The organism is Paenibacillus sp. P2(2022) (assembly GCF_029522175.1).
GTDB lineage: Bacteria > Bacillota > Bacilli > Paenibacillales > Paenibacillaceae > Paenibacillus > Paenibacillus polymyxa.
Genome location: NZ_JAKWFI010000018.1, coordinates 1 through 19,990, shown reverse-complemented (window position 1 = coordinate 19,990; position 19,990 = coordinate 1). Strand labels below are relative to the sequence as shown.

The 19,990-nt window shown below is 41.9% G+C and carries 44 protein-coding genes; 3 read left to right on the top strand and 41 right to left on the bottom strand.

All coding sequences use genetic code 11. The annotated features are described in order from the left end of the window. The first annotated feature begins 46 nt into the window (after window positions 1–46). Window positions 47–586 (top strand): hypothetical protein, encoded by a 540-nt coding sequence (locus MMB75_RS25565; protein ID WP_277511482.1) that lies wholly within the window; start codon window positions 47–49, stop codon window positions 584–586. 77 nt (window positions 587–663) lie between these two features. Here MMB75_RS25565 and MMB75_RS25560 read toward each other — a convergent pair whose 3' ends face one another. From MMB75_RS25560 to MMB75_RS25360, 41 genes are all read right to left on the bottom strand, one after another. Further along, window positions 664–864, bottom strand: coding sequence for a hypothetical protein (locus tag MMB75_RS25560; RefSeq protein ID WP_277511479.1), 201 nt, complete (start codon window positions 862–864; stop codon window positions 664–666). Next, entirely contained in the window at window positions 854–1,036 is a 183-nt protein-coding gene (locus MMB75_RS25555; protein WP_277511477.1) for a hypothetical protein, read from the bottom strand. Before MMB75_RS25555 ends, MMB75_RS25560 begins: the two co-directional genes overlap by 11 nt. A gap of 206 nt (window positions 1,037–1,242) precedes the next feature. After that, window positions 1,243–1,623, bottom strand: a complete 381-nt coding sequence (locus tag MMB75_RS25550) for a hypothetical protein (protein WP_277511474.1) — start codon at window positions 1,621–1,623, stop codon at window positions 1,243–1,245. A gap of 119 nt (window positions 1,624–1,742) precedes the next feature. Then, complete coding sequence (locus MMB75_RS25545) at window positions 1,743–1,994, bottom strand: hypothetical protein (RefSeq protein ID WP_277511473.1); 252 nt, start codon at window positions 1,992–1,994, stop codon at window positions 1,743–1,745. Window positions 1,995–2,411: 417 nt separating this feature from the next. Next, window positions 2,412–2,648, bottom strand: coding sequence for a hypothetical protein (locus MMB75_RS25540; RefSeq protein ID WP_277511472.1), 237 nt, complete (start codon window positions 2,646–2,648; stop codon window positions 2,412–2,414). Window positions 2,649–3,244: 596 nt separating this feature from the next. After that, a complete protein-coding gene (locus MMB75_RS25535) occupies window positions 3,245–3,715 on the bottom strand; it encodes an ArpU family phage packaging/lysis transcriptional regulator (RefSeq protein WP_277511470.1) in 471 nt (156 codons plus the stop codon). A gap of 11 nt (window positions 3,716–3,726) precedes the next feature. Beyond that, window positions 3,727–3,939, bottom strand: a complete 213-nt coding sequence (locus MMB75_RS25530; protein ID WP_277511469.1) for a hypothetical protein — start codon at window positions 3,937–3,939, stop codon at window positions 3,727–3,729. A 120-nt stretch (window positions 3,940–4,059) separates the two neighbouring features. Continuing rightward, entirely contained in the window at window positions 4,060–4,404 is a 345-nt protein-coding gene (locus MMB75_RS25525; protein WP_277511468.1) for a hypothetical protein, read from the bottom strand. Then, complete coding sequence (locus MMB75_RS25520; RefSeq protein WP_277511466.1) at window positions 4,401–4,631, bottom strand: hypothetical protein; 231 nt, start codon at window positions 4,629–4,631, stop codon at window positions 4,401–4,403. The genes MMB75_RS25525 and MMB75_RS25520 overlap by 4 nt, the downstream gene beginning before the upstream one ends. Before the next feature lie 49 nt (window positions 4,632–4,680). Continuing rightward, on the bottom strand, window positions 4,681–4,887 hold the full coding sequence (locus tag MMB75_RS25515; protein ID WP_235193641.1) for a hypothetical protein: 207 nt from the start codon (window positions 4,885–4,887) through the stop codon (window positions 4,681–4,683). Window positions 4,888–4,941: 54 nt separating this feature from the next. After that, on the bottom strand, window positions 4,942–5,241 hold the full coding sequence (locus tag MMB75_RS25510) for a hypothetical protein (RefSeq protein WP_025364407.1): 300 nt from the start codon (window positions 5,239–5,241) through the stop codon (window positions 4,942–4,944). Further along, entirely contained in the window at window positions 5,238–5,600 is a 363-nt protein-coding gene (locus MMB75_RS25505; protein ID WP_277511463.1) for a DUF7694 domain-containing protein, read from the bottom strand. The genes MMB75_RS25510 and MMB75_RS25505 overlap by 4 nt, the downstream gene beginning before the upstream one ends. A gap of 2 nt (window positions 5,601–5,602) precedes the next feature. Further along, on the bottom strand, window positions 5,603–5,815 hold the full coding sequence (locus tag MMB75_RS25500) for a hypothetical protein (RefSeq protein WP_025364406.1): 213 nt from the start codon (window positions 5,813–5,815) through the stop codon (window positions 5,603–5,605). A 48-nt stretch (window positions 5,816–5,863) separates the two neighbouring features. Further along, window positions 5,864–6,145 (bottom strand): hypothetical protein, encoded by a 282-nt coding sequence (locus MMB75_RS25495; protein WP_025364405.1) that lies wholly within the window; start codon window positions 6,143–6,145, stop codon window positions 5,864–5,866. 44 nt (window positions 6,146–6,189) lie between these two features. After that, entirely contained in the window at window positions 6,190–7,194 is a 1,005-nt protein-coding gene (locus MMB75_RS25490; RefSeq protein ID WP_277511457.1) for a DNA-methyltransferase, read from the bottom strand. A 53-nt stretch (window positions 7,195–7,247) separates the two neighbouring features. Beyond that, window positions 7,248–7,616, bottom strand: coding sequence for a hypothetical protein (locus MMB75_RS25485; protein WP_277511456.1), 369 nt, complete (start codon window positions 7,614–7,616; stop codon window positions 7,248–7,250). Window positions 7,617–7,642: 26 nt separating this feature from the next. Then, complete coding sequence (locus MMB75_RS25480; RefSeq protein WP_277511455.1) at window positions 7,643–7,807, bottom strand: hypothetical protein; 165 nt, start codon at window positions 7,805–7,807, stop codon at window positions 7,643–7,645. A 29-nt stretch (window positions 7,808–7,836) separates the two neighbouring features. Then, the gene (locus MMB75_RS25475; RefSeq protein ID WP_277511453.1) at window positions 7,837–8,106 is read right to left on the bottom strand and encodes a hypothetical protein; all 270 of its coding nucleotides are present in this window, start codon (window positions 8,104–8,106) and stop codon (window positions 7,837–7,839) included. Then, window positions 8,103–8,576 (bottom strand): hypothetical protein, encoded by a 474-nt coding sequence (locus MMB75_RS25470; RefSeq protein ID WP_346842758.1) that lies wholly within the window; start codon window positions 8,574–8,576, stop codon window positions 8,103–8,105. The genes MMB75_RS25475 and MMB75_RS25470 overlap by 4 nt, the downstream gene beginning before the upstream one ends. A 67-nt stretch (window positions 8,577–8,643) precedes the next feature. Beyond that, a complete protein-coding gene (locus tag MMB75_RS25465; protein WP_277511452.1) occupies window positions 8,644–8,895 on the bottom strand; it encodes a hypothetical protein in 252 nt (83 codons plus the stop codon). Further along, a complete protein-coding gene (locus MMB75_RS25460) occupies window positions 8,855–9,022 on the bottom strand; it encodes a hypothetical protein (RefSeq protein ID WP_277511451.1) in 168 nt (55 codons plus the stop codon). The genes MMB75_RS25465 and MMB75_RS25460 overlap by 41 nt, the downstream gene beginning before the upstream one ends. Continuing rightward, a complete protein-coding gene (locus MMB75_RS25455) occupies window positions 9,019–9,267 on the bottom strand; it encodes a hypothetical protein (protein ID WP_277511450.1) in 249 nt (82 codons plus the stop codon). The genes MMB75_RS25460 and MMB75_RS25455 overlap by 4 nt, the downstream gene beginning before the upstream one ends. Beyond that, complete coding sequence (locus MMB75_RS25450; RefSeq protein ID WP_277511449.1) at window positions 9,264–9,518, bottom strand: hypothetical protein; 255 nt, start codon at window positions 9,516–9,518, stop codon at window positions 9,264–9,266. Before MMB75_RS25450 ends, MMB75_RS25455 begins: the two co-directional genes overlap by 4 nt. Window positions 9,519–9,521: 3 nt before the next feature. Then, window positions 9,522–9,863: a DUF7694 domain-containing protein gene (locus tag MMB75_RS25445; protein WP_277511448.1), complete on the bottom strand. Its 342-nt coding sequence runs from the start codon at window positions 9,861–9,863 to the stop codon at window positions 9,522–9,524. 3 nt (window positions 9,864–9,866) lie between these two features. Further along, window positions 9,867–10,175, bottom strand: a complete 309-nt coding sequence (locus tag MMB75_RS25440; protein WP_277511447.1) for a hypothetical protein — start codon at window positions 10,173–10,175, stop codon at window positions 9,867–9,869. Continuing rightward, window positions 10,175–10,576 (bottom strand): BC1872 family protein, encoded by a 402-nt coding sequence (locus tag MMB75_RS25435; RefSeq protein WP_277511445.1) that lies wholly within the window; start codon window positions 10,574–10,576, stop codon window positions 10,175–10,177. The genes MMB75_RS25440 and MMB75_RS25435 overlap by 1 nt, the downstream gene beginning before the upstream one ends. Then, on the bottom strand, window positions 10,573–10,848 hold the full coding sequence (locus MMB75_RS25430; protein WP_277511444.1) for a hypothetical protein: 276 nt from the start codon (window positions 10,846–10,848) through the stop codon (window positions 10,573–10,575). The genes MMB75_RS25435 and MMB75_RS25430 overlap by 4 nt, the downstream gene beginning before the upstream one ends. 27 nt (window positions 10,849–10,875) lie before the next feature. Further along, window positions 10,876–11,370 carry a DnaA ATPase domain-containing protein gene (locus MMB75_RS25425; protein WP_256620838.1) on the bottom strand — a complete coding sequence of 165 codons (495 nt, stop codon included), beginning with the start codon at window positions 11,368–11,370 and terminating at the stop codon, window positions 10,876–10,878. 280 nt (window positions 11,371–11,650) lie between these two features. Further along, window positions 11,651–12,556, bottom strand: coding sequence for a hypothetical protein (locus tag MMB75_RS25420; protein WP_277511443.1), 906 nt, complete (start codon window positions 12,554–12,556; stop codon window positions 11,651–11,653). Window positions 12,557–12,564: 8 nt separating this feature from the next. Continuing rightward, window positions 12,565–12,900, bottom strand: coding sequence for a hypothetical protein (locus MMB75_RS25415; RefSeq protein ID WP_277511442.1), 336 nt, complete (start codon window positions 12,898–12,900; stop codon window positions 12,565–12,567). Between the two features lie 3 nt (window positions 12,901–12,903). Continuing rightward, entirely contained in the window at window positions 12,904–13,236 is a 333-nt protein-coding gene (locus MMB75_RS25410; RefSeq protein WP_277511441.1) for a hypothetical protein, read from the bottom strand. A gap of 9 nt (window positions 13,237–13,245) precedes the next feature. Beyond that, window positions 13,246–13,680, bottom strand: coding sequence for a single-stranded DNA-binding protein (gene ssb / locus MMB75_RS25405; RefSeq protein WP_277511440.1), 435 nt, complete (start codon window positions 13,678–13,680; stop codon window positions 13,246–13,248). Beyond that, a complete protein-coding gene (locus tag MMB75_RS25400) occupies window positions 13,670–14,281 on the bottom strand; it encodes an HNH endonuclease (RefSeq protein ID WP_277511439.1) in 612 nt (203 codons plus the stop codon). The genes ssb and MMB75_RS25400 overlap by 11 nt, the downstream gene beginning before the upstream one ends. Continuing rightward, window positions 14,274–14,900, bottom strand: a complete 627-nt coding sequence (locus MMB75_RS25395) for an ERF family protein (RefSeq protein ID WP_277511438.1) — start codon at window positions 14,898–14,900, stop codon at window positions 14,274–14,276. The genes MMB75_RS25400 and MMB75_RS25395 overlap by 8 nt, the downstream gene beginning before the upstream one ends. Window positions 14,901–14,942: 42 nt before the next feature. Continuing rightward, on the bottom strand, window positions 14,943–15,161 hold the full coding sequence (locus MMB75_RS25390; protein ID WP_277511437.1) for a hypothetical protein: 219 nt from the start codon (window positions 15,159–15,161) through the stop codon (window positions 14,943–14,945). Continuing rightward, complete coding sequence (locus MMB75_RS25385; protein ID WP_277511436.1) at window positions 15,124–15,345, bottom strand: hypothetical protein; 222 nt, start codon at window positions 15,343–15,345, stop codon at window positions 15,124–15,126. The genes MMB75_RS25390 and MMB75_RS25385 overlap by 38 nt, the downstream gene beginning before the upstream one ends. Continuing rightward, window positions 15,346–16,032 carry a hypothetical protein gene (locus MMB75_RS25380; RefSeq protein ID WP_277511435.1) on the bottom strand — a complete coding sequence of 229 codons (687 nt, stop codon included), beginning with the start codon at window positions 16,030–16,032 and terminating at the stop codon, window positions 15,346–15,348. A gap of 88 nt (window positions 16,033–16,120) precedes the next feature. Then, window positions 16,121–16,276, bottom strand: coding sequence for a hypothetical protein (locus MMB75_RS25375; protein WP_277511433.1), 156 nt, complete (start codon window positions 16,274–16,276; stop codon window positions 16,121–16,123). A gap of 26 nt (window positions 16,277–16,302) precedes the next feature. Beyond that, on the bottom strand, window positions 16,303–17,037 hold the full coding sequence (locus MMB75_RS25370; protein WP_277511432.1) for an ORF6C domain-containing protein: 735 nt from the start codon (window positions 17,035–17,037) through the stop codon (window positions 16,303–16,305). 13 nt (window positions 17,038–17,050) lie between these two features. Further along, window positions 17,051–17,284, bottom strand: coding sequence for a helix-turn-helix domain-containing protein (locus tag MMB75_RS25365; protein WP_277511431.1), 234 nt, complete (start codon window positions 17,282–17,284; stop codon window positions 17,051–17,053). A gap of 19 nt (window positions 17,285–17,303) precedes the next feature. Then, window positions 17,304–17,585, bottom strand: coding sequence for a hypothetical protein (locus MMB75_RS25360; protein WP_076292348.1), 282 nt, complete (start codon window positions 17,583–17,585; stop codon window positions 17,304–17,306). A gap of 182 nt (window positions 17,586–17,767) precedes the next feature. Between MMB75_RS25360 and MMB75_RS25355 the strand changes: the two genes are divergently transcribed. Next, window positions 17,768–18,694 carry a helix-turn-helix domain-containing protein gene (locus tag MMB75_RS25355; RefSeq protein WP_277511428.1) on the top strand — a complete coding sequence of 309 codons (927 nt, stop codon included), beginning with the start codon at window positions 17,768–17,770 and terminating at the stop codon, window positions 18,692–18,694. A gap of 15 nt (window positions 18,695–18,709) precedes the next feature. Then, window positions 18,710–19,906, top strand: coding sequence for a tyrosine-type recombinase/integrase (locus MMB75_RS25350; protein WP_277511425.1), 1,197 nt, complete (start codon window positions 18,710–18,712; stop codon window positions 19,904–19,906). The last annotated feature ends 84 nt before the right edge of the window (window positions 19,907–19,990 follow it).

The window sequence follows — 19,990 nt, the reverse complement described above, 5'->3', positions numbered from 1 at the left end:
CGATAATTTCTAATGTAACGCACTTTTATACATAGGAGTTGGATACATGCTTGAAATTGTCCTGTTTTTTAGCTTTTTAGCCTTCTTTATCATTATGCTTGTAATACTAATCGTTGCTGAGCTTCCTCATTTTTTGTGGGTGAGAAGGCATCTAAAAAAACCACTGAAAAGATTTAAGTCCACAATGCAAAACGATTTGCAATTTAGTTACCGGTTAGAAAAAAATACAAACACTTTTGTAGAGTACTACAAAAAGTATGACACCCAGTCATTAGAGAATTTAAAATTAGAGATCGCCATCAAGCAACAAAGGTTTACTATCAAAAATCAGTTGACGAAATACTTTACTTCTGGTGTTTTACCTATAATTTCAGTTGGTATAGCAATATCTTCGCTTTACTATAAAAATAACAGTGATAACCTAAATCTTTTAATTTCAGCAGGTTTCCTTGTGATTCTGGCGTTCGTCATCTGCTTAATTATTTTTCTTTTCTTTACTTTTGAAACTTTTATCCTCAACCCACTTGTTGATCACCTATTGATAATTGATGATGTGTTAGCCAAGAGGGAAAAAGAATCTAGTTAATACTCCCCATGACAAATAGACCCGTGTATCCTACTTAGCTGTCACCTCTCAGCTATTTTCAGATGTATATTACGGGTCTATTCCTCCTCATTAAACATTCGATCATATGCCTGCTCGTACTTGGTCACAACAGTTTCCAAGCCTTCTATAGCCTTCTTCCTGCGCCGTTCATTATTCCATTGCCATATGCTTAGCGATATGCCTGTGATAACCAAGACGATCAATAGTATTTGAATGATTGTTTCTGGTAGAACTACAATGACATAGTTATGACCCAAGTTTAGTCCTCCTTAAAGCAGCGACATCTGCCTTTACATCGAACAACGGCTGATTACCAATATAAACCGTTCCTACTCGTACTTCCCTTGTCAGCTTATCATCACTCAACCCTTTATACTCCGCTATCTCCTGTGGTGTTCCTTCTATGGTTCCGTCTGTATAAAGTTTCATGGATTTACCTCCTTATCTTTCTTCTTAACAAAATGATAGGCAAAATCACTCTAGCCATGGTCCAATAAAACAAACAAGATATCGTTAAGTAAGCGAGTAGGAATCCATACGCCCATACTTTGTAATACCATGGCAACCTGTCTATAGATTCCTGCGTTATCATCGCATTCACCCTTTCAGCAAATAAAAAAGCCGCCTATTGGCGACTATTCGAGCAGTTTTTCAATTCTACTCCGCATTTTTTCTATATCATCTTCAAGCTCTTTTCTATCTTCATCAAGTTTGCCTGAGTATTCAGTTATTACAGTCCATTCAGCTTCTTCATACTTTTTAATCAGTTCGTTGAATAACTCCCTGATCCCTTCTTTCTTTTGATGGTTTTCATATGCCTCTAAAAACTGGCTCCAATGTTTATCATCACCTTGATATTCGGTATTACCAGACCACACAATTTTAGATTCATAGTCAATGCTTGTTATATCAGACAAGTTAACCGCCAAGTTCTCACTCACTCTGCAAAACCAAGGCATGTCTTCGAGTGCTTTTTTCATCACTTTCTCATTTTCCTTCTTCTCACGTCCGAACATTCAACCACCACCGTTTTTTCGTCCAATATACCATATATAAGACACACAGCGGAATCGAACCGCTATAATCCTGTATGTGTCAAATAAGGTGAGGTGCGTTATGCACCCGACCTTTAGAGTTACTTAAGTTGATCAGCCAACTGCTTAATTACAGCTGGTGTACTGATACGTTGTCCATCCTTACGGTTGCCCTTGATGTATGCTGCATCCTCGTTGCTGTAGTAGACTACACCGCTGCCCTCTACAATCGGATAACCGCTTTCGTCTGCTTGCAGCTCAGTAGCAACATGTTTGCCGTGCTGTTTGGCATGTTCCTCATCGTGTAGATGCAGGATGCCGTATTGATCGAGATACGCGTAATTCTGTGCCATTGTTTGTTTCCTCCTTTACATAGCAAAAAGGACACCGTATACCGATGCCCTTATGCTTGCTTATTTAGTTGCGCCCTAACCCTCCGTCATGCGCTTGCCACTTCCGCTCCCTTATACTTGCGGTATGGTTCCCAACGGTATTTGTTTCACTTAGTCCGCATTACGTGCGGAACAATCTGCTGCCCTTATTGATGGGGTATTATGACCCTCTTTACAGCTGTTTCAAGTTAGTTGGTTGTTACTGCTTTGGAACGTGCGAGTTTTAACGAGTTCCCTTTCTCAGAGCTGGGCTTTGGTATTAAGCCATACGACAGCAGCCTCCTACACCCAACCATTCACATCCCCTATCTTGATTGCTCAGTTTGGTATCACTTAATATCTAAGAATCCAAATCAAAAAAGACGCCATTAGGCGCCTCTATTCCGACATCATATCAAGGCAATGTTTACGCATTTTTTCCAATGCTTCCTCCAAGTCGGAAGTTTCGGTTGGTATCCAAGGATAGTTGTTATACATCCGATAAGAACAACTTGCAATTCCATAATAATTCCCATCATCGCCTATTGCTAATTTTATTTCCCAATCCCATCTTTGATTGTATCCATAATATACCACTTTAATTGATTGAAACAAGAAGCTCTTAATCTCATTCATAAATCAATTCACCTCAAAGTATGATTTCGACATCAGAGTGACATTCCCATTGTTGCCGAGCTATCAGCCATTGAGTATACAGGTTTCATCCTATGAAGTGAGCGAGGCGTGTACCGCGGCCCTTCGTCTATTCCGCCACCACATCACACTAACATAATAACATGGATAAACCCTAATACCCTGCCATTCTCCTGCCAAATTCCTGCCACTATTTATTTTATGGAATCATCATGACTAAACCTACTCTTAAGCCACAAAGGCCGCCCCTCAAACAGAGCGTCTGGCCGGATCATGGTACCTCTATAACCAGGCTCTAATGCTCTAAGACCAGACTTTGTAATGTTTTGCTGCGTGGTGCCTTTTCTTTTGGCTATCCAAGCAGCTCCTACGTATTCGAGAGGCTGCGTTACTTTTTTTCAACCATGTTATTTTATCCTTTCATCCGCATTCGGTATCCCCGACTTGTTGGTCGTTGTATGTACGTCCTTGTTGTGGTTTAAATATATCACAATAGGTTGTGTAACACAACCTATAATATGAAAGTATAATGTAAAGAATGCCCAACCAACCAATTTAGGCTAGTAGGGCATGCATTGTTATACTTCTTTTTTAACCTCTAGTCCTAGAGCGTAAGCCAACTCGGACATTGCTTCCCGTTTAAGCCTGTAATATGTCCGCTCCGCAAGGTTTAGTTCTAACCATACATTCACATCCAAAACATCATCTGATTCAAGGTAACGGGTTGTTATGATCCGCTGATGAGCATTCCTAAGCCTGTCTATTGCCTTCATGACTTGATCATGCGTCTTTTTAAGCCTATCCGAACCATCAACATTTGCAATTGCTGCTGTTTCTGCTGGCTTACTGATTACATTTGTTCTTTGTGATGGCTGGTATTCATAGGTTGCAGTATTTTTTATTTCCTTACGAACAAATCCCAATCTTTTATAAATCGCTGCTTTTTCTAATGCGCCTTCGACTCGTAAAAATGTTGCGTCCTCGTCAATTTCCATGCCTGGGAATGCGATTTGAAACACTTCATTTTTCGCCTTATCTTTCGTTTCCATATAACCACCTCCTAGATGAAATCAAATATAGTCGTCTGCCCTTCCTGCGGCGCGTCTTCTGCATCCTGAATGAGTCCTTCCTCTATCATCCATTGTGGTGCTTCGTATAAATGCTCCATCCATATTTGGTCGCCTGCTTTGGTGCGAGCTGGGTTCTTTGCTTCAGCCTTTTGTGTCCACACCCAGTAGGTTTTTGCTGTCACTTTTTCGTTGTTACCAGACATTAACAATCCTTCCTTCGCTCATTATGTTCGGTTCAATCGACGTGATGATCATATACCTATCTATACTGACTACACCCACATATAACAGTAATGCGCATAATATAGAGGTATAGGCTCTTATCATGGGGTGTCTCCTGTTACCTTTTGGAGTTTGGAAACAAGGTAATATGCTGGTGTGGGTTGACCGAATAACAACTTTTTACGGTCATAATCAGGCCACTCTACATACGCACGCTTACCGCTGGCTGCTATTTCTTTTACTCTGCCTATGCCGTAATACTTAAAGCTACTATGCTTATGCCGTACTCGATCACCCGGTTGTATATCTGGCTGACGTGGTGGGTCTGGATCAATCCTTCCACTTTCAATTTCACCTACCAACTTCGTATACAATTTAGCACTACCAAGCTCTACCTTTGCCCATTCCAGCAGCTTATTCGCATCTACATAGTGTTTATCTGTCATTGTTGTTCCTCCCCATCCTCTTCGCCTTCATATTCGTCATCCAAGGATTCTACGTACCGTGTATGATCATCTTCCGATCCGCCTACATACTCGTCGTTAATGTAATAGCTATACGATGTGTATGGATGTGCAGTGACGCAATCCGTGCAGTATACTTCATCATTAATTTCATAATGTGCCGTTTCTGGCGGCAGGTCTGTTTTGCAGTTGTAGCAAACTCTTGACATATCTATATATCCTCCCTTAGTGGGTGTAGGTCCTACACCTTGTATTGGTTTAATCCTCAAGCGCATTTTGTTGAGCCTTAAAATAAGCTCTGTCTTTTCCTGTATCTCTTTCTAAATCCCGAATACAAGCAATAATGTGGCTTCTTTCGTGAGGTTGTTCAGTCATTTCGTCCAGAATCCTATATAAGTTTTCTAACGTTATTTCAGCTTCAACCATTCGACCTTGGTCATAGGCTTTTTTCTCTTTTGCATTCATATCTATCATCCTTCCAACGCTCCGTCAGAGTGCAGGAGCGTATTGTATTGGTGGTTACTCCCCTAACTCGTTAGTAAGCCACTCTATTTTGCGTTCCCTCTCTCCCAGTTGCTCCTGAAGCCTGACAACCTCATTTGTTGCACTGGCCCACTCGCGATCAGACCTGCGTAGCTGGCGCTTTAACTCTGCTACCTGCTGCTGGAGTGAGTCTACCAGGGCAAGCAGATTCATATATTCAGCATTTGGGTCTGTCGTAATCTCTGGGAAGTCCGGTTCCAAACGGTGACTCAGAATTCCTTCTTCCGAACAAATTAACTCTGACCCATCCAACAATTTATATGTCCGTTCACTCATGACTGTTCTTCCTCCCCTTTGATCGTGAAAGGCAACTTCATCTCGGCTGGTATCACCCAAAGATGGTACATGTTTGCCTCATCAACTAATTCTCTGGAGTCTGGAAACACCTCAATAGCCGTCCGCCATTCGCCCAATAGTTCATCCTTGATACGTTGCTTTTCAGCCCATGTAATGTCAGTCCCGTTCAAATTGCGGATACAAGCGTGAATGACTTGCCCCCACTCTGTTTCCACTGGACGCGTCATGACAGCGTATTGCCCGTCTTTGCTGGTGTAAGCTCTATCCAACTCCGCAAACCACCCTGTACCCACACGCTGGCTTTTGGGTGATGGTCTTCCGATCCAATTGCTGCTCATACCTACTCACTCTCCTTATATATAGGAGTGTATGGTAATAGGGTGGATATCTCATACCTACCTTGGTTGTCGATACCGTAGACAGGATTACAGATTTCAAATTTTTCAAATCCCCTGTCCCGAAGTGCATTCACATACCCTTCAACGTCTTGTTCATACATCAAATAACCCGATGCCTTACCGTCTTTTTTACAAATCAACCAAACTTTTTGCATACGTTCATTCGCTCCTTTGATATTTGTATTGGGTAGGGTAAGAGGCTGTTATGCCTCATACTTGCGCTCTTTCTCCCGCTTCTCCCAAGCGGTTATACATGCAGATTCTATTTGTTCGGAATCGCTAAAATCATCGCTTTTTACATCAATGACAACATAATGAGGCACAATTAAAAATTCCTTTCCGCATTCACTGCATGTAGGGTGTCCGAATGCGTACACGCCTCGTTTTTCATCCGTAGGAATATCCTTAAAATCAAAATCAGCATTTTCAAAAAGGACGAACCCTTTGCATCCAGCAGCATTACAACGATGTGCTTCGATGGACATTGTATATCTCTCCTTTGGTATAGGTAGTAGGGGGTGTATCCCCCTTAAAATAGTGACGGCTGTATAATAGCTGTATACCGTTTTGCTATATCCACATTTGCTGCTGACATCTCTATTACAGTACATTGACGATTGTTTTCATAGGTAACTTTCATGGTCGTTGCCCTACCTCCGAATGGATCCAGCACCCACCCTTCTGGCGGGGAACTAGCAAGTATACAAGGCTCAATTAGTTCCTCAGGAAATACAGCGTAGTGAGCTTCTGAGAAGTTAGCAGTTGCAACAGTCCATACAGACCGTTTGTTCCTGGTTTCACCGTTCCCGACTGCCTTCATCGCTCCGTTTGTCTTCGCGCCACCGTTCGCCCTGGATGATCCGGTCTGACCCTCGAGGTCCTGAGCCAGCCTTGAAATGCTCGATTCCGCCAACGGCTCTTTAATAACTTCATGGTCAAAATAATATTGTTCTGATTTGTTCAGTTGAAAAACATATTCATGTGCTTTGGCTGTACGATCCGTGACACTCTCTGGCATCGGGTTGGGTTTATGCCAGATGTTATCCATGCGTAAGTACCAGCCTTCCGACTGCAAAGCAAAAGCAGCACGCCAAGGAATCCCGACTAAATCCTTGTTTTTCAATCCAGTTGGAATCTTTGGGATTTTCGTAAGTGCAGAGCCGGGCTCAATTACATAAACCTCTTTTTGAGCCGTTTTATTTTTCCACGCTCCTTTACCACTACCTGCGTAGGTATCCCCCAAGTTTAGCCAGAGCGTGCCGTCTGACCGAAGTAAGCGCCATACTTCCCGAAAGGTAAGCACTATGTGAGCGATGTACATTTCCGGCGTAGGCTCCATCCCAAGGCATCCGGTCCACTCTGGCACAGTTACAGGTGGTAAGCCCGGCATAGGTGTGTAAGTTACTTCCGGCCAATAGGATGGTTCCAGACCATAATCCCTCAATCCCCAATACGGCGGGGACGTGACACATGTATGAAATGATCCGGCTGGCAGCGTAGGCATAACCTCTATATTGTTGCCGTGTAGTATCATCCTGTCTCTCCCCCTTATGGAGGGCTGTTCCCTCCTTCTTATCCCCTATGGGGCTAATATGGTCTTACTGAAAATATTGCCGCTACCTCGCCGCTTGGTGAAATACGCCCCCTAATATGATTTTTTGAGAGTGGTGATTCCTTGTAATTTTTATAGAGACCGGGGTAGCGTTCTTTATTCTCTTTCAGTACATAGGCCCAAAGTTTGAATGATTCCGCATGCTTGTCAGGATCAGAACTTTCATATCCCCAATCGTAAAAGCTTTTTCCCATTTCTTCCTCAAGCTCTGAATTCTCGTCTGTAACCCAAAAATTTTCACAATCTTCGTTACACATCAAGTACAGTTCTTCATGATCATCAATAGAATCCAACTTATCCTTTATGTGCCTAACCGCATCAAAAACGGATTCAAAATGTTCCATACGTTCGTCCTCTCTGCCCTTGGGGGCTATGCTTTTTTCTTTCTTACCGTCCCTATTGGCAACGTAGATGCGTCTTTTTTACTCCATCCGTATTGCTCTATTCGTTGGATAAAATATTCTTTCTTTATTCCGTTTTTCTCAGCTGCACGAATCCATGCTTTGTTTTGTTCATACTTGGTTTTTCTTTTCATATAGTCACCTAAATTCATTGTTATATGAATTAACTACTTTTCCCACCGTCGAATTTGTACACCTTGTCGGCCGTGTACGTGTTTATACCGTCCCATAATGTCCGTATCTCTTCAGCCTTCGCAAGTACCCGGTTTATCGTCGGCTTGCTTATCTTTGGATCACAGCTCATAGCTTCCGTCATATGCTTGATAGCCATGTCGTAAGCATCTGAATTTGTGGCATCCATGAAGCGATAAAAGTTTTTGGTTGATAGGGATTTTATCTTTTGGAAAGCACGCCGTTTCTCTGCCTCGTTCATCCGACTTTCACCTTCTTTTTCTTCTTCGGAACCGGGCTTAAAATGGCTTGTATGACTTCATCTTGGAATTTGGCTGTATTGGTATTACCTCGCAATGAACGGGCTATCTGAGCTAAAACAAATGCGTCTCTGACGTTGTCTGATCCGTGTTGAAAGCCCCATCGTTTAAAAATCTCTACTGCCAAGTCATCTTTCTTTGTAGTGCCTTTGCCGGAAGCAAATTTTTTGAGTGCAGCAGGAGCAGCTTCCTGATATTTAATGTTACGTTCATATAAATTCAGCCTGATTCCCCAGCCAATCCCGCCAAGGAGGAAACCTGATTGTGAAGCAAAGCCAAAACCCTCTATCACTACCACATCGCCGTATTCTACGTTTTCGCAAACATCGGTGATGATATCATACATCCGCTCGGGATCTTTTCCGTCTGCTGTTATTTCCATCGCATCAAGTACATTGCCATCTGCATCCAAGATGCATACCCCCGTTTTGGTGCTCGGGTCTATTCCTACGTATCTGGTCATATTTATTCCCATTCCTCTATCCTATTTTTTTCTTTGCTTTTCTCCGGCTGCCTTGAGAATGTGCTTCACGTTTTTCCGCAATTTGATCTATCATATCTACCAACTTTTTATTTATATATTCTGTTCTGGCGTCATAAGGAATACCAAACAGTGCTGCTTCACTTTGGATACTGGCAACTATCCGATCAACTCCGCCTAGCTTTTCAAACAGATGAAATTCCCAAGTCTCAAAAATTGCGTCCATCCGGTTTGTGTAGTCCGTTGCCATCCGTTACACCTGCCCTCCGGTAGATTTCTTTAGCAAGTTCTTGACGGTAATCCGTACAAAGTGTGTTGTCATAAAAGTTTATGATTAAATCCGCATCGTCCAATTGTTTGGGGTCTATTGGATTCATGGGGTATCCTCTCCCAACCCATTCGTAATTGAGTTGAACTTATCTCTATCAATAAGAACCATCATCGCAACTGGACTATCTCCGCCAAGCATCAACCGATCTGCCGTTTCATCGGGTACCGCAAACTTAATGAATCCCGGTCTTCGTCTATTCTTTTTGCTCAACTCCATCAGAGCATTGTTCATTACCTGTACTTCCAAACTGTCAGATTCTAAGCATTTTTGAATCAACTCCGAAAATTTCATTCTGTATCCTCTCCTTTCAAAGCTGCACGGGCTATAATGCCGTAATCATTGAGAATTGCAGAATCTATATCCAGTGACCCATAATATTGCTCCCAATTTTTTAAATCAGCATAGAACCCAAGTGCCTTATCCTTAATCTCTATCTGTTGTAGGAGGTAGGATACCTCAGCAACTGGAAACTGAATATATTTCTTTGCTTCGCTTTTAGCCTGCTGCACATCTTCTCTTATCACTTGTATCTTCTTATCCATGGTTTAGACCTCCTTGAGTCCAAATGGTAGTTTAATGCCCTGTGGGAGCACCCAAAAGTGATACATGTTCGCCTCGTCTACAAGATCGGTTTGAGCCGGGAACACTTCAATGGCTGTAGATTCCACTCCAAACAAATCATTTTTTATCCGCTGTTTCTCAGCCCAAGGAATATCCGTGTTGTCGGTATTCCGCATACAAGCATGGATCACATCGCCCCAATCCGTTTTTACAACACGTGACATAACTGCATATTCTCCATCTGTCCAAGCTTTGTTCAACTCCCGAACCCAGCCTGTCCCTGTGTGCATGCTTTTCGGTGATGGTCTACCTATCCATTTGTTCATCCCTTATTCCTCTCCTTGCCCTTTAGGGGCTGTATTAGGTTGCTTATTGCCGTGCTCATCGCAGTGCCAACCAGTCTTACCTGTGCCTTCACAATTCCAACATTCAAAAATTCCGCTATCATCATCAAAAATGCCTGTACCTTCGCATCTTTCACATTCGGGTAGGTTGTAAAGCCTGCCTGGTTCCGATTGCTCCCATTCCAAACGCATTTCGTCGAATTCTTTTTTAATCGCTTTTTTTGTCTTTCTGGAGCATGAATTTATTTCACCTTCATGTTTTGAGTAATAATTCCATTGCTTGTGTGTCGCCATTATTCCTCTATCCCCTCTCCTTGAGCTATTAGAGCTGCTAAACAGATGGCTTCCTGTACAGTTGTAGCCGCCATCCTATACCCTTTCACCCAATAAGGTTCACCTTCTGCCAAAATAAACCTGGTCATCCATCCCCATGACCCGTCGTCCAATTGAGTCATAGCTACCTCTGTAAAATGCGTCTTGCTCAATTTGTCTATTACTTCCCATGCTGCGGAAATGTCAGTGGAATAATTGGGCACATCTCTGAAATAGTCAGGATAATCTGGAAGTCTGTATTTTGGGTATGCTGCAAGCATGTTATCACTCAATTCAAGCCCCATAACTTTCTCTGCCACCCAAGCATCCCGTTCCCTCGGTTGCATACTATTCCATTTAGCTATTACTTCATCTCTGGTCAATGTTTGTCAGCTCCTGTTCTGAAACCTTTGGTCATTTCTAAATTGCATGGCTCACCTACAGCTTTTGATGTTGCCATTAGACCTTTTGCCATGAATTCAACCATTTGGATAAACAGATGTTCTCTCTCATCTTGAGGAAATTCGACCACCAAACTGCCAAGTGTGTAGCTCATGGCACCTAATGTTTCTGAGAAGTCTCCCATTGTCTTGCACCATGCTGTTGCTTCCAACACCTTATTAGCTACAAATTGTTCCCGCTCACCTTGATTCATGCTTCTTCTTCCCTTCTTATTGGAGTCTCACTGCGGCCTGCGGTCCGGTCCAAGCAGTTCTATCATTTTCGAGTTACCATTTATCCGACTGGCTATTTTTCCGCCGTTCTCTGGAAGTCTGTGGCGTATGCGACCCGGAGCAAAGTTGCTGGTCATTATCGTTACTTTGCTTTGTCTCTCCCGTTCCTCAAGGATGCTGAACAACTTGCCTTCCGCCCAATCTTTGTATCCAGCAGTGAAAATATCGTCAATCATAAGAATCGGAACTTTATAATAACGTTGAAGCACTTCTTCTTCGGTTTCATCACTTTCACGGTTATAGGTAGATTTGATATCACCGAACAGCTTTTCTTCTTTGACAAACAATCCAGGGATCTTTCGCCGGGTCAGGGCATTCGCGATACACTGCATCATGTATGTTTTTCCGGTACCAAAAGCAGACACCTCATAATCTGCCTCTTTTTGGGCTTCCTGAGCCCGTTTGTCGTCTCCGAATATATAGAGCCATGTTCCGTCCTTCATGTGGCTCTGGATGTCTCTGACGAACTCTACGGCTGTCGCAAATTGTTCTCGGTTGTAATCATCCATGACGGCATTTTTGAAAGTGTAGCCTAACTCCTTTTCTGAAAATGATTCAGAAGGGTTATAACTCTGGAATTGTCGTTCGTAATAGCAACTGCACAGTTCCACCGTAGCCACTTCCCTAGGCATGGGCTTTCCGTTCTTGTCCGTGTAGCTTTCATCTGTTATCCAACGGAATGTATTAATGGTCCCGGTATAATTGCATTTGGCGCAGCCTTCATTATTCAAACTCGCGGACCATCCGGTCGAGCTCTGCTGCGTCTCTGTCGCTGGCTTGTCCATGCTTGCCGATGAATCTTTCTTCGTGTTTGCCCGCATCCTTTCGATCCGCTTCTGCATCTCTTGCATGACCTTGCCCATACTTTCCACCGTTACCACCTCCCCGTTGCTTTTTAAATGTTTCAAATGGATTGTTTTCGCTTAAAAACTGGTCAATGTTTTTAGGACTCATGAATTTTTCCAAAGTGAATTTGTAGGTGTACCAATATAAATCGCTTTTTATAATGGCGTTGTAATTGCTTATGGCTTCTTTCATTTCCTCGAAGCTCATATTTTTCAATCTGGCATTTATACTAGATTTCATTTTTTGAGTCAGTTCTCGGTGTTTTATAATTTCGAGAGAATTCCAAAAATCATATATATCTTTTTCTTGTTGTTCATTATTGTTGTTATTATCATTATTGTTTATATTGTTGGGTTGCCGTTGCTTTCGTGGCGGTTTCGTAGCTTTTTCGCCGTTGCTTTCGCCGTTGCCTTCGCGTTCGTCCGAAGTCTGATAAACCCCGTAGTTACTTATGTTTATCAGCATCCCTTGCGTTGCTTTCGTCGTCGTGATCATCGTTGCTTTCGCGTTGCTTTCGCGACCCCCTTCGTTGGGTTTTCGTAGCCACTCAATTACTTGGTAAATTTGGTCCTTGGTAGGACGCTCAATCCGAGCTCCAACACGCCATTTACAAGCCTCTATGATTTCCGGAATAGACGTCCTTACCTGACCTGGCTTAAGCCCTTTATAATCCGTATGCTGAGCAGATATAAGGAGGAAAACCCACACTTTGATGTAAAGAGGCGGCTTCTCCCATATCTCGCTTTCAATCAACTTCCGATGGAGGCTGATCCATCCGTCCATGTCACCACCTACTTAGTTGCTTGGTGTTCCAACACCGTATTAATTGCTCTTGCGATAAAATTCCGCGACCTGATCCCTTCGGGCGTCTCATCTAACCAATCATGACAAGGAGTACATAAATGTATTAGGTCAGTTACCTTCGTTTTCTCATCCAAATGAGGGCGACCAGTCAAATGCGACCTTTCTGTTGCTCTGGCGGCGTTACACAGCTCGCACAAGCCATGTGACCGCGCTTTAAGCTGCTTATCTACCTGCTGGCTTATATCTCCCTTTTGACGCTGAGTGAGCTTCACGCGCTTTCCCTTGACGGGTTTAGGAGCTGGATGAAATCCGTACTGTATCACGTATTAGCCTCCTATATCCGAGTGGTATTTTAAGATAGTCTGGAGCGCTGAAACCTGTACCTTAATTGCGTCCGCTGCTTTGATGCCTGCCTGAAATTTAGCCTCGGCAAAATCCCGTTCGAACAGCTTTTCCGAAACATTTCCTTTGGCGATATCAGGAATGAGTGTGACAGACATTCCCTCATGTTTAAGCTTGAGCATTTCTTGGGCCAGCAAAGAACGGTAATCCCGTTCCGTTTCAGCTTTGTTCCGCCCAAGAGCGAATAAGGCATCTGCCGAGTTGCCAAGGCGATTGGATGCGGCATATAATTCCTTGCTTACGTCTATAAGTTCCATAAATCCCCCTTAAAATGGTAGCTCTAAATCCGCTGGATCAATCGGCTTTCCATCATCATGGAACGGGTCTTTGTCATAAGGACGGCGATGGTCCGGCTCGTTCGGGTCTCGTTGGCTATCCCGGTTACCCTCCAGAAACCGCACATTATCCGCTACAATCTCAGTTACATAGATACGCTTGCCTTCACTGTTCTCGTAGTTACGCACCTGTACACGGCCCTCTACGGCGGTTAAGCGGCCCTTTTTAAGATAGTTGGCGCACGTTTCCGCAAGCTGCCGCCAGGTCACAATAGATAGGAAGTCCGTCTCACGTTCACCGCTTTGACTGGTAAATGGACGATCTACAGCCAGTGTGAAAGTAGTTGTAGCAATTCCGTTCGGGGTATATCTGAGTTCAGGATCTTTGGTTAAGCGACCCACAAGTACCAAACGATTAATTGACATTTTTATTCCTCCGTTCTTCGTGCCGTTTTTTCATATGGAACCTTTGGTGATCTTCTTTCGTAGAGAATAAGTGTAAGTTTTCAATTCGATTATCATTTCTTTTATGATTGATGTGATGTACCTCTTCCTTTCGAGTAAGGTACCGCTCTAATTTTTGCTCCATGATAAAACGATGTTCCATGACATAACCTTCTTTAGATGCATTCGGATGATCTGGCTTGTAGAGTTGAATGTACCCGTCAGTTCTACCTAATCGCTTTCCTGTGAAATGTGGTGATTTACCGATATATGAAATACCTCGTCTGGCCTTACTCAACTTTTCTCTAGTTGCTTTTGTAACGTTTTTGCCAGTATGAGTTTTTTTGATGGCTTCAATATGTTCCGGTGACAGCTTTCGTCCTCTTTGAAAGGTGCCATTAGGGTGTGTCTGGATGTTGAATTTAGAGAACCAAAGACATATAGCTCCAGCTGTGCATTCTAAAATTTCAGCTATCCTATATTGATCAAGACCTTGCTCGAAATAGGCCTGCCGAAGAAAAGTTTCTAAATCAACTCCATACTTTTCAGAAACTAATTTATGAAGCATTTTCTTCCTAGCCATTCGCCGCTTCCTCCTCTGCTTTCTTTTCGTCCAGTCTAGTCAAAAGAGCCCGCTCCATGTCCGAATAACTCCAGCCTTTTTTTGTTTGCTTAACAACCCAATCGTCAAAGCCGTAAATTCTCCCGCCATTAAGCATCTTCCATTTAGCCCGTAGAGCAACTGGCGGCTTTTTAGCCTCTTCTTCACGTTTTTGCTGCTTGTCGTCTAGTTCCGCGCTACTCACCTTATCCGGGTCCTCACCTGTAGGGATAGCGAACGTACGTAAGAACAAATATTTATATGAATAGGTCATAGCCTTGCCCACGCCTTTATCTTGCGTGTCAGCTCCCGTACCAGAAGAAACGATAATTTCAAAATCTCCTGTATCAATGTCGATGATTTTGTATTTAACATCGACGGTTGACAGATTACCTGCCTTTGTGTGGATTTGTTCAACTGGAATAACTATAAGACCGTGTTTAATGAGACTAGCGCGTACCGTGGCGGTTACTTTTTCTTCGCTAATTGCTTTATATTTGGTGTTGTTAAACTCTACCTTGTCGTCTTTGGAAAGGTACTCTACATCCCGCATGACGGCACTTATTTTTTGGAATATACTAAGTTTGACTTCATCGGACATCTTTACAGCCTCCTAAAATTTTGATATAGTGACCACAAATGTTTATTTAAAAGTTTTTGATTCGACTCCGGTTGCAGCCAGGGTCGTTTCACTTTCTATGGCATTACGCACGTCATACAACGCTTCGAGGACATTTTGTAATTTACCATCCCGAAAGATTAGCAAAGGCTCTACAATGTTATTCAGCGACTTACCACGAATTTCAGTTTCGGCCTGCAACTCTTCAAGCGTTTGGATAGCTTGTTCTAACGGCGTTTTCACGTTTCATTCCCTCCTTCTGTTCCCGCCGAATACGGCGATATTCCCGATAAGCAATGTCACTGCTGAACCTGAATTGAATGCTCCCGTTTTCTTGCTCAATGGCTTGTCCACCAACTTGTAACAAGGCCTGTAGATCGGAGTAGCTACTGCTTCCCTTGCAACGAGTTTGCATATGCAAGTTCATCTAACCTCCTACACTCTTTTGGGCTGCTTCTTCGTGGGACCAACCTCTTTCAACTCTTTTTATAAAGGTGGTAATCCCTATGTTGTATTCCCGTGAAACTTGAGCCGCAGATAAAAGTCGATTGTCAATCAAGTACTTTTTTGTTTTCCTGCGATTTGAACATTGTGATGACATTGTTTCCCACCGACAATTATCTTTATGGTAATCTCCGTTAACGTCTATTCTGTCAATGCTAGTGTTTTTCTCTCCGTGTAACTTCGCATGATTTAAATATTCGGGGTGCATGTCATTCATAAAATTTTCGAACACATGCCATTTTTCACAAACTTTAATTCCTCTACCTCCATAATTTTTATATCCGTTTGTTTTTGGCTTTTCACAACGAGCGATCATGCTTCTCCAGATGTGGTAGAATCTTGTGCCTGACATTTTATGAGTGACCCTGTGATTTTTTCGCATCCTATTAGCTGCAAGTTCTCGATTCAAGCATCCGCAACTTTTACTCTTCCCACTAGTAAGTTGATAGGTTGATGTAATGTGTTCTTCTCCACAATCACACTGGCAAATCCATAATGCAGCATTATGTTTGTTAGTTCCCGCATAACCAACAACCATTAACCTCCCATACTTTTTTCCTGTTTGATCTTTAATTCGTTTATTTTTCTTACAAGGATTGGCACCTCGCACTCTATCGCCTCCCTAAAACAAAATTCGCAATGCGGTTCCTCATGTTCGTATACCAGATACTTTGCCTCTGCTCCGCATCCGCAAGTAATCATGAGACACCCAATACAACACGTAAGTCCAAAATCTCTTTAAGCATCCAGCCAAAAGATGCCTGAGATACTTCGGGATGTACCCAACTTGGGTTATTTGCTAATGTATCGTACATATTTTCAAGCGCGTTTAAACGTTGTTGTGCGTCAAACATGATCAATCTCCTTTCTTAATAGGGAATTAAAATAACTTCTGCCCATTCGTTTCTTCAATCTCGATCATTAAATTGTTAGGTGGTGTCCAACTGGCTACATACTTTAAGCCCCTTTCACAGTCTTTCTTCAACGTGTTGTTATAAGAGTTAATACCAAAGTATTCTTGGTAATCATTCCACAATGCTGAGTATGTGCTAGAGCGAATGCTGCTGTGCTTGTAAGCTGCTGACTTCCTACCTCCAAGAAAACCGACTACCCTCGAACTACCAGCCTTTTTAAGAGCCCTTTGTTGTGCATAGTCGATTGTAGTGGTGTTTTCGATCCTATCCATACGGCTTTCAATCTGTGGGAGCTTGTCCATTACATCAGCAGTCTGCCGAAGTGCTATAGCAATGGCTGCGTTGGAGTCAAGCAAGGGAATTTGTTCCTGTTTTACACTGTAGTAATCGTCCACCAGACTTTCGTAAGCATCCCATGCCTCATCTGTATTAAGTGACTTGGCATGCATCCATGCTCCTTTTTCTGTCCAAAGATAAAGTACAGCAGCAGTTTTTGAACCTAAATCATTTTGATGTTGGTTCAAAAACTCACGTTTCTCTTGTCCTTCAAGAGCATTGAAATGCTTGCCTACACTATAACGATGTTTGTTTCGATTAAAATTATTGGTAAGAATCTGAGCCTCTGTACCGAATGATTCAGCCAGTTGCGCCGTTGTAAGTACACGTTTGTTTTTGTAATTGATAATTTGTAATTGAGTCATACTGTTTCTCCCCTCAAACGAAATTTTTAAGGCGCTTTTGTTTTAATTTATCTTTCCATGCCCTTACATCTTCTTTGTCTGCACGACGGGAATTGCCTATGGAATAATTCGGGATGCCACCATGTGAAGGACTAAGGTCGAATATGTCATAAACAGTGCGGCGGGTTAGTCCAAAAAAATCAGCAATGTCTTGAGCAGTCAAACTATCAGGAAGGTCATCCCAATGTTTTTTTTGCGTTTTCGTCATCACATACACCTCATTTCTGTTAGGTTAGTGCTGGTACACTCTTCTTTTTCTTCTTCACATCTTCAACTTCTTCAATATAGAAAAAATCATCAAAATTACCTTCAAATACTTCTATGACCCCAGCAATGAATTGGTTCCCCGGAGAAGAGTGTCGCTCGTCAGTAATCGGAAGCTTTACTCTCCAAACCTGTGAGACATTAATGTTCATCATATCTGCAAGGTCCTTATCAGTCGCAATGTCTTTATCAATCTGTGCTTTCATTAATTCTTTTACTTTTAACCGCACGACAAATTTTTTCATGTGGTTCTCACCTCCCATATTGCATGCTTGCAATTTATTTTTCGTTTTATTCCGTGCTTGCAATTTAAGTATATTACACGAATTACAGGCGCGCAATATGATTCCATTAAATAATTGCATGCATGCAATTATTATGTTATAGTTATTTCAGCCATTAGATGAAGGGAGATTTTCGAAAATAAATGAGTGAAATTACAATTGGCGAGTTAATTAAAAAAGCACGTATCGCAAATGGGTACAAAACTAAGAAAGACTTTGCGGATAAAACAGGGGTATCGCCAGCTAGTCTTACTAGAATCGAGAAAAACACTCAAAGACCTGCGCCTGATATGTTAATGCAAATTTCTAAACATTTGAATGGAATTACATACGGAGAATTAATGAAATTTGCAGGGTATTTAGATGGACTGGATGAAAATCACGAACAATTCCTTGCGGATTTCATGAATGAAAATCAAGACCTTGATAATGAAATATTTAATTTAATAGATAAACTATACTTATATATTGGAATTGATGATGGGTTACAAAAGGAATTAGTCGAATTATTTATTGAAGCCGATCTTTTGGATATTCATCATACAATTGACGCTGAGACGCTTAAAAAAGAATATGTAAGAAATGATATAGATACTGATTCCAAGAGGAAAATAATCAACACGCTTGAAGATATGCTAAATAGGTACTCCCCCAAACTTGGAGAATACTTAAAACTCAAAAAGAATAACAAACCAATACCTTTGATCGGAACTATATGTGCAGGTGATGGGATAATTGCTGATCAAAATGTTGAAGAATACATAAATTATCCTTTCATGAAGCACAAGCAACCCGATTACGCCCTGAGAGTCAAGGGAGATTCAATGGTCAATGCTGGAATTCAGGATGGAGACATTGTTTTTATGAGAAGAGAAGCTTGGGCGGAATTCAATGGTCAAATCGTTGCTGTTATCGTTAACGGCGAGGAAGGCGTTTTAAAGAGAATGAAATGGTCAGAAGGTTCTGCAAAATTCAATCTTGTACCAGAAAACGATTCTTATCAGTCCATGGAGGTGACACCAAATGAGTTTATAGTTTGCGGAGTTTATGTGGGGCATTTCAGACAATAAAAGGAGTGTTCAAAATTGGAAGGAAGTTTCTATAAAAGAGGATCAACCTGGTCATTTATGATTACCATAGGTACTGATCCGAAAACAGGAAAAAGAAAACAAAAGGGAAAGGGCGGGTTTAAGACCAAAAAGGAAGCACAAGCTGCAGCCGCAGATTTGCTTTCTGAAATAAATCGAGGCGTATTCAAAGAAGAAAACAAAATGACCTTCGAAGAATTAGCGGAAAAATGGCTGAAATATTATAGTTCTCATGGAAAACCAAAAAAAGATGGTACGATCCGAATCAGAACTAATGAAAAAGAAAACTTGTCGCCGTTCCTTGCAAAGCTCAATGCAGCTTCAATCACTGAACAGATGTATCAGGATGCACTCATAAGCCTGCAAAGTAAACTAGCTGACAATACGTTATCAGGTGTACATTCAACCGGCAGAATGATATTTTCATATGGTTTAAAAATCGGTGCTTTGAAAACAGATCCTACAACAACTGCTTTTGTGCCTAAGCGTCAGAAAACAGTCCAAGAGCTTGAGCAAAATAACGAGCTACCTAAGTATTTAGAAAGAGATGAACTCGTACATTTTTTGCAGATTGCTCAAGAACACGGACTGGATAATGACTTCGAAACCTTTAATACCTTAGCTTATACTGGCATGAGAGTCGGTGAATTATGCGCATTAAAAGAACTAGATGTCAACTTTGAGGACGACAAGATAAGAATAACGAAAACTTTGTACAACCCAAATAATAATTACGCTCTTTACAAACTCAACACACCAAAAACTGTATCATCGGTTCGTGAAATAGATGTTGATCATGAAGTTATTGTAGGTTTTCAAAACCTCTTGACCATTCAACAAATAGAGAAATCAAAAAGGCCAAAAACTTATCACGACCAAGGTTTCATATTCGCGAGAATCGGTAAATTCGCTGGGTATCCTCAGGTAATAAAAATGGTTGAACTTCGAATGAAGCGACTACTAAAACTAGCTGGGCTTAATCCTGATCTTACCCCGCACTCACTTCGCCACACTCATACATCACTATTAGCCGAAGCTGAGGCTACTCTCGAACAAATCATGCAGCGGCTTGGACATGCAAACGACGAGATAACACGCAGAATATACCTTCATATAACTAAGCCAAAAAGAAAAGAGGCTGCTCAAAAGTTCAGCGAACTAATGAGAGCCTCAAAAAAATCTGATCAGAGTTAACAAATTGTTAACAAATCAATATAGCAATCACCTAAACCCTTGCTGTAACAAGGGTTTTTGGCTTTATTACATCATGCCGCCCAT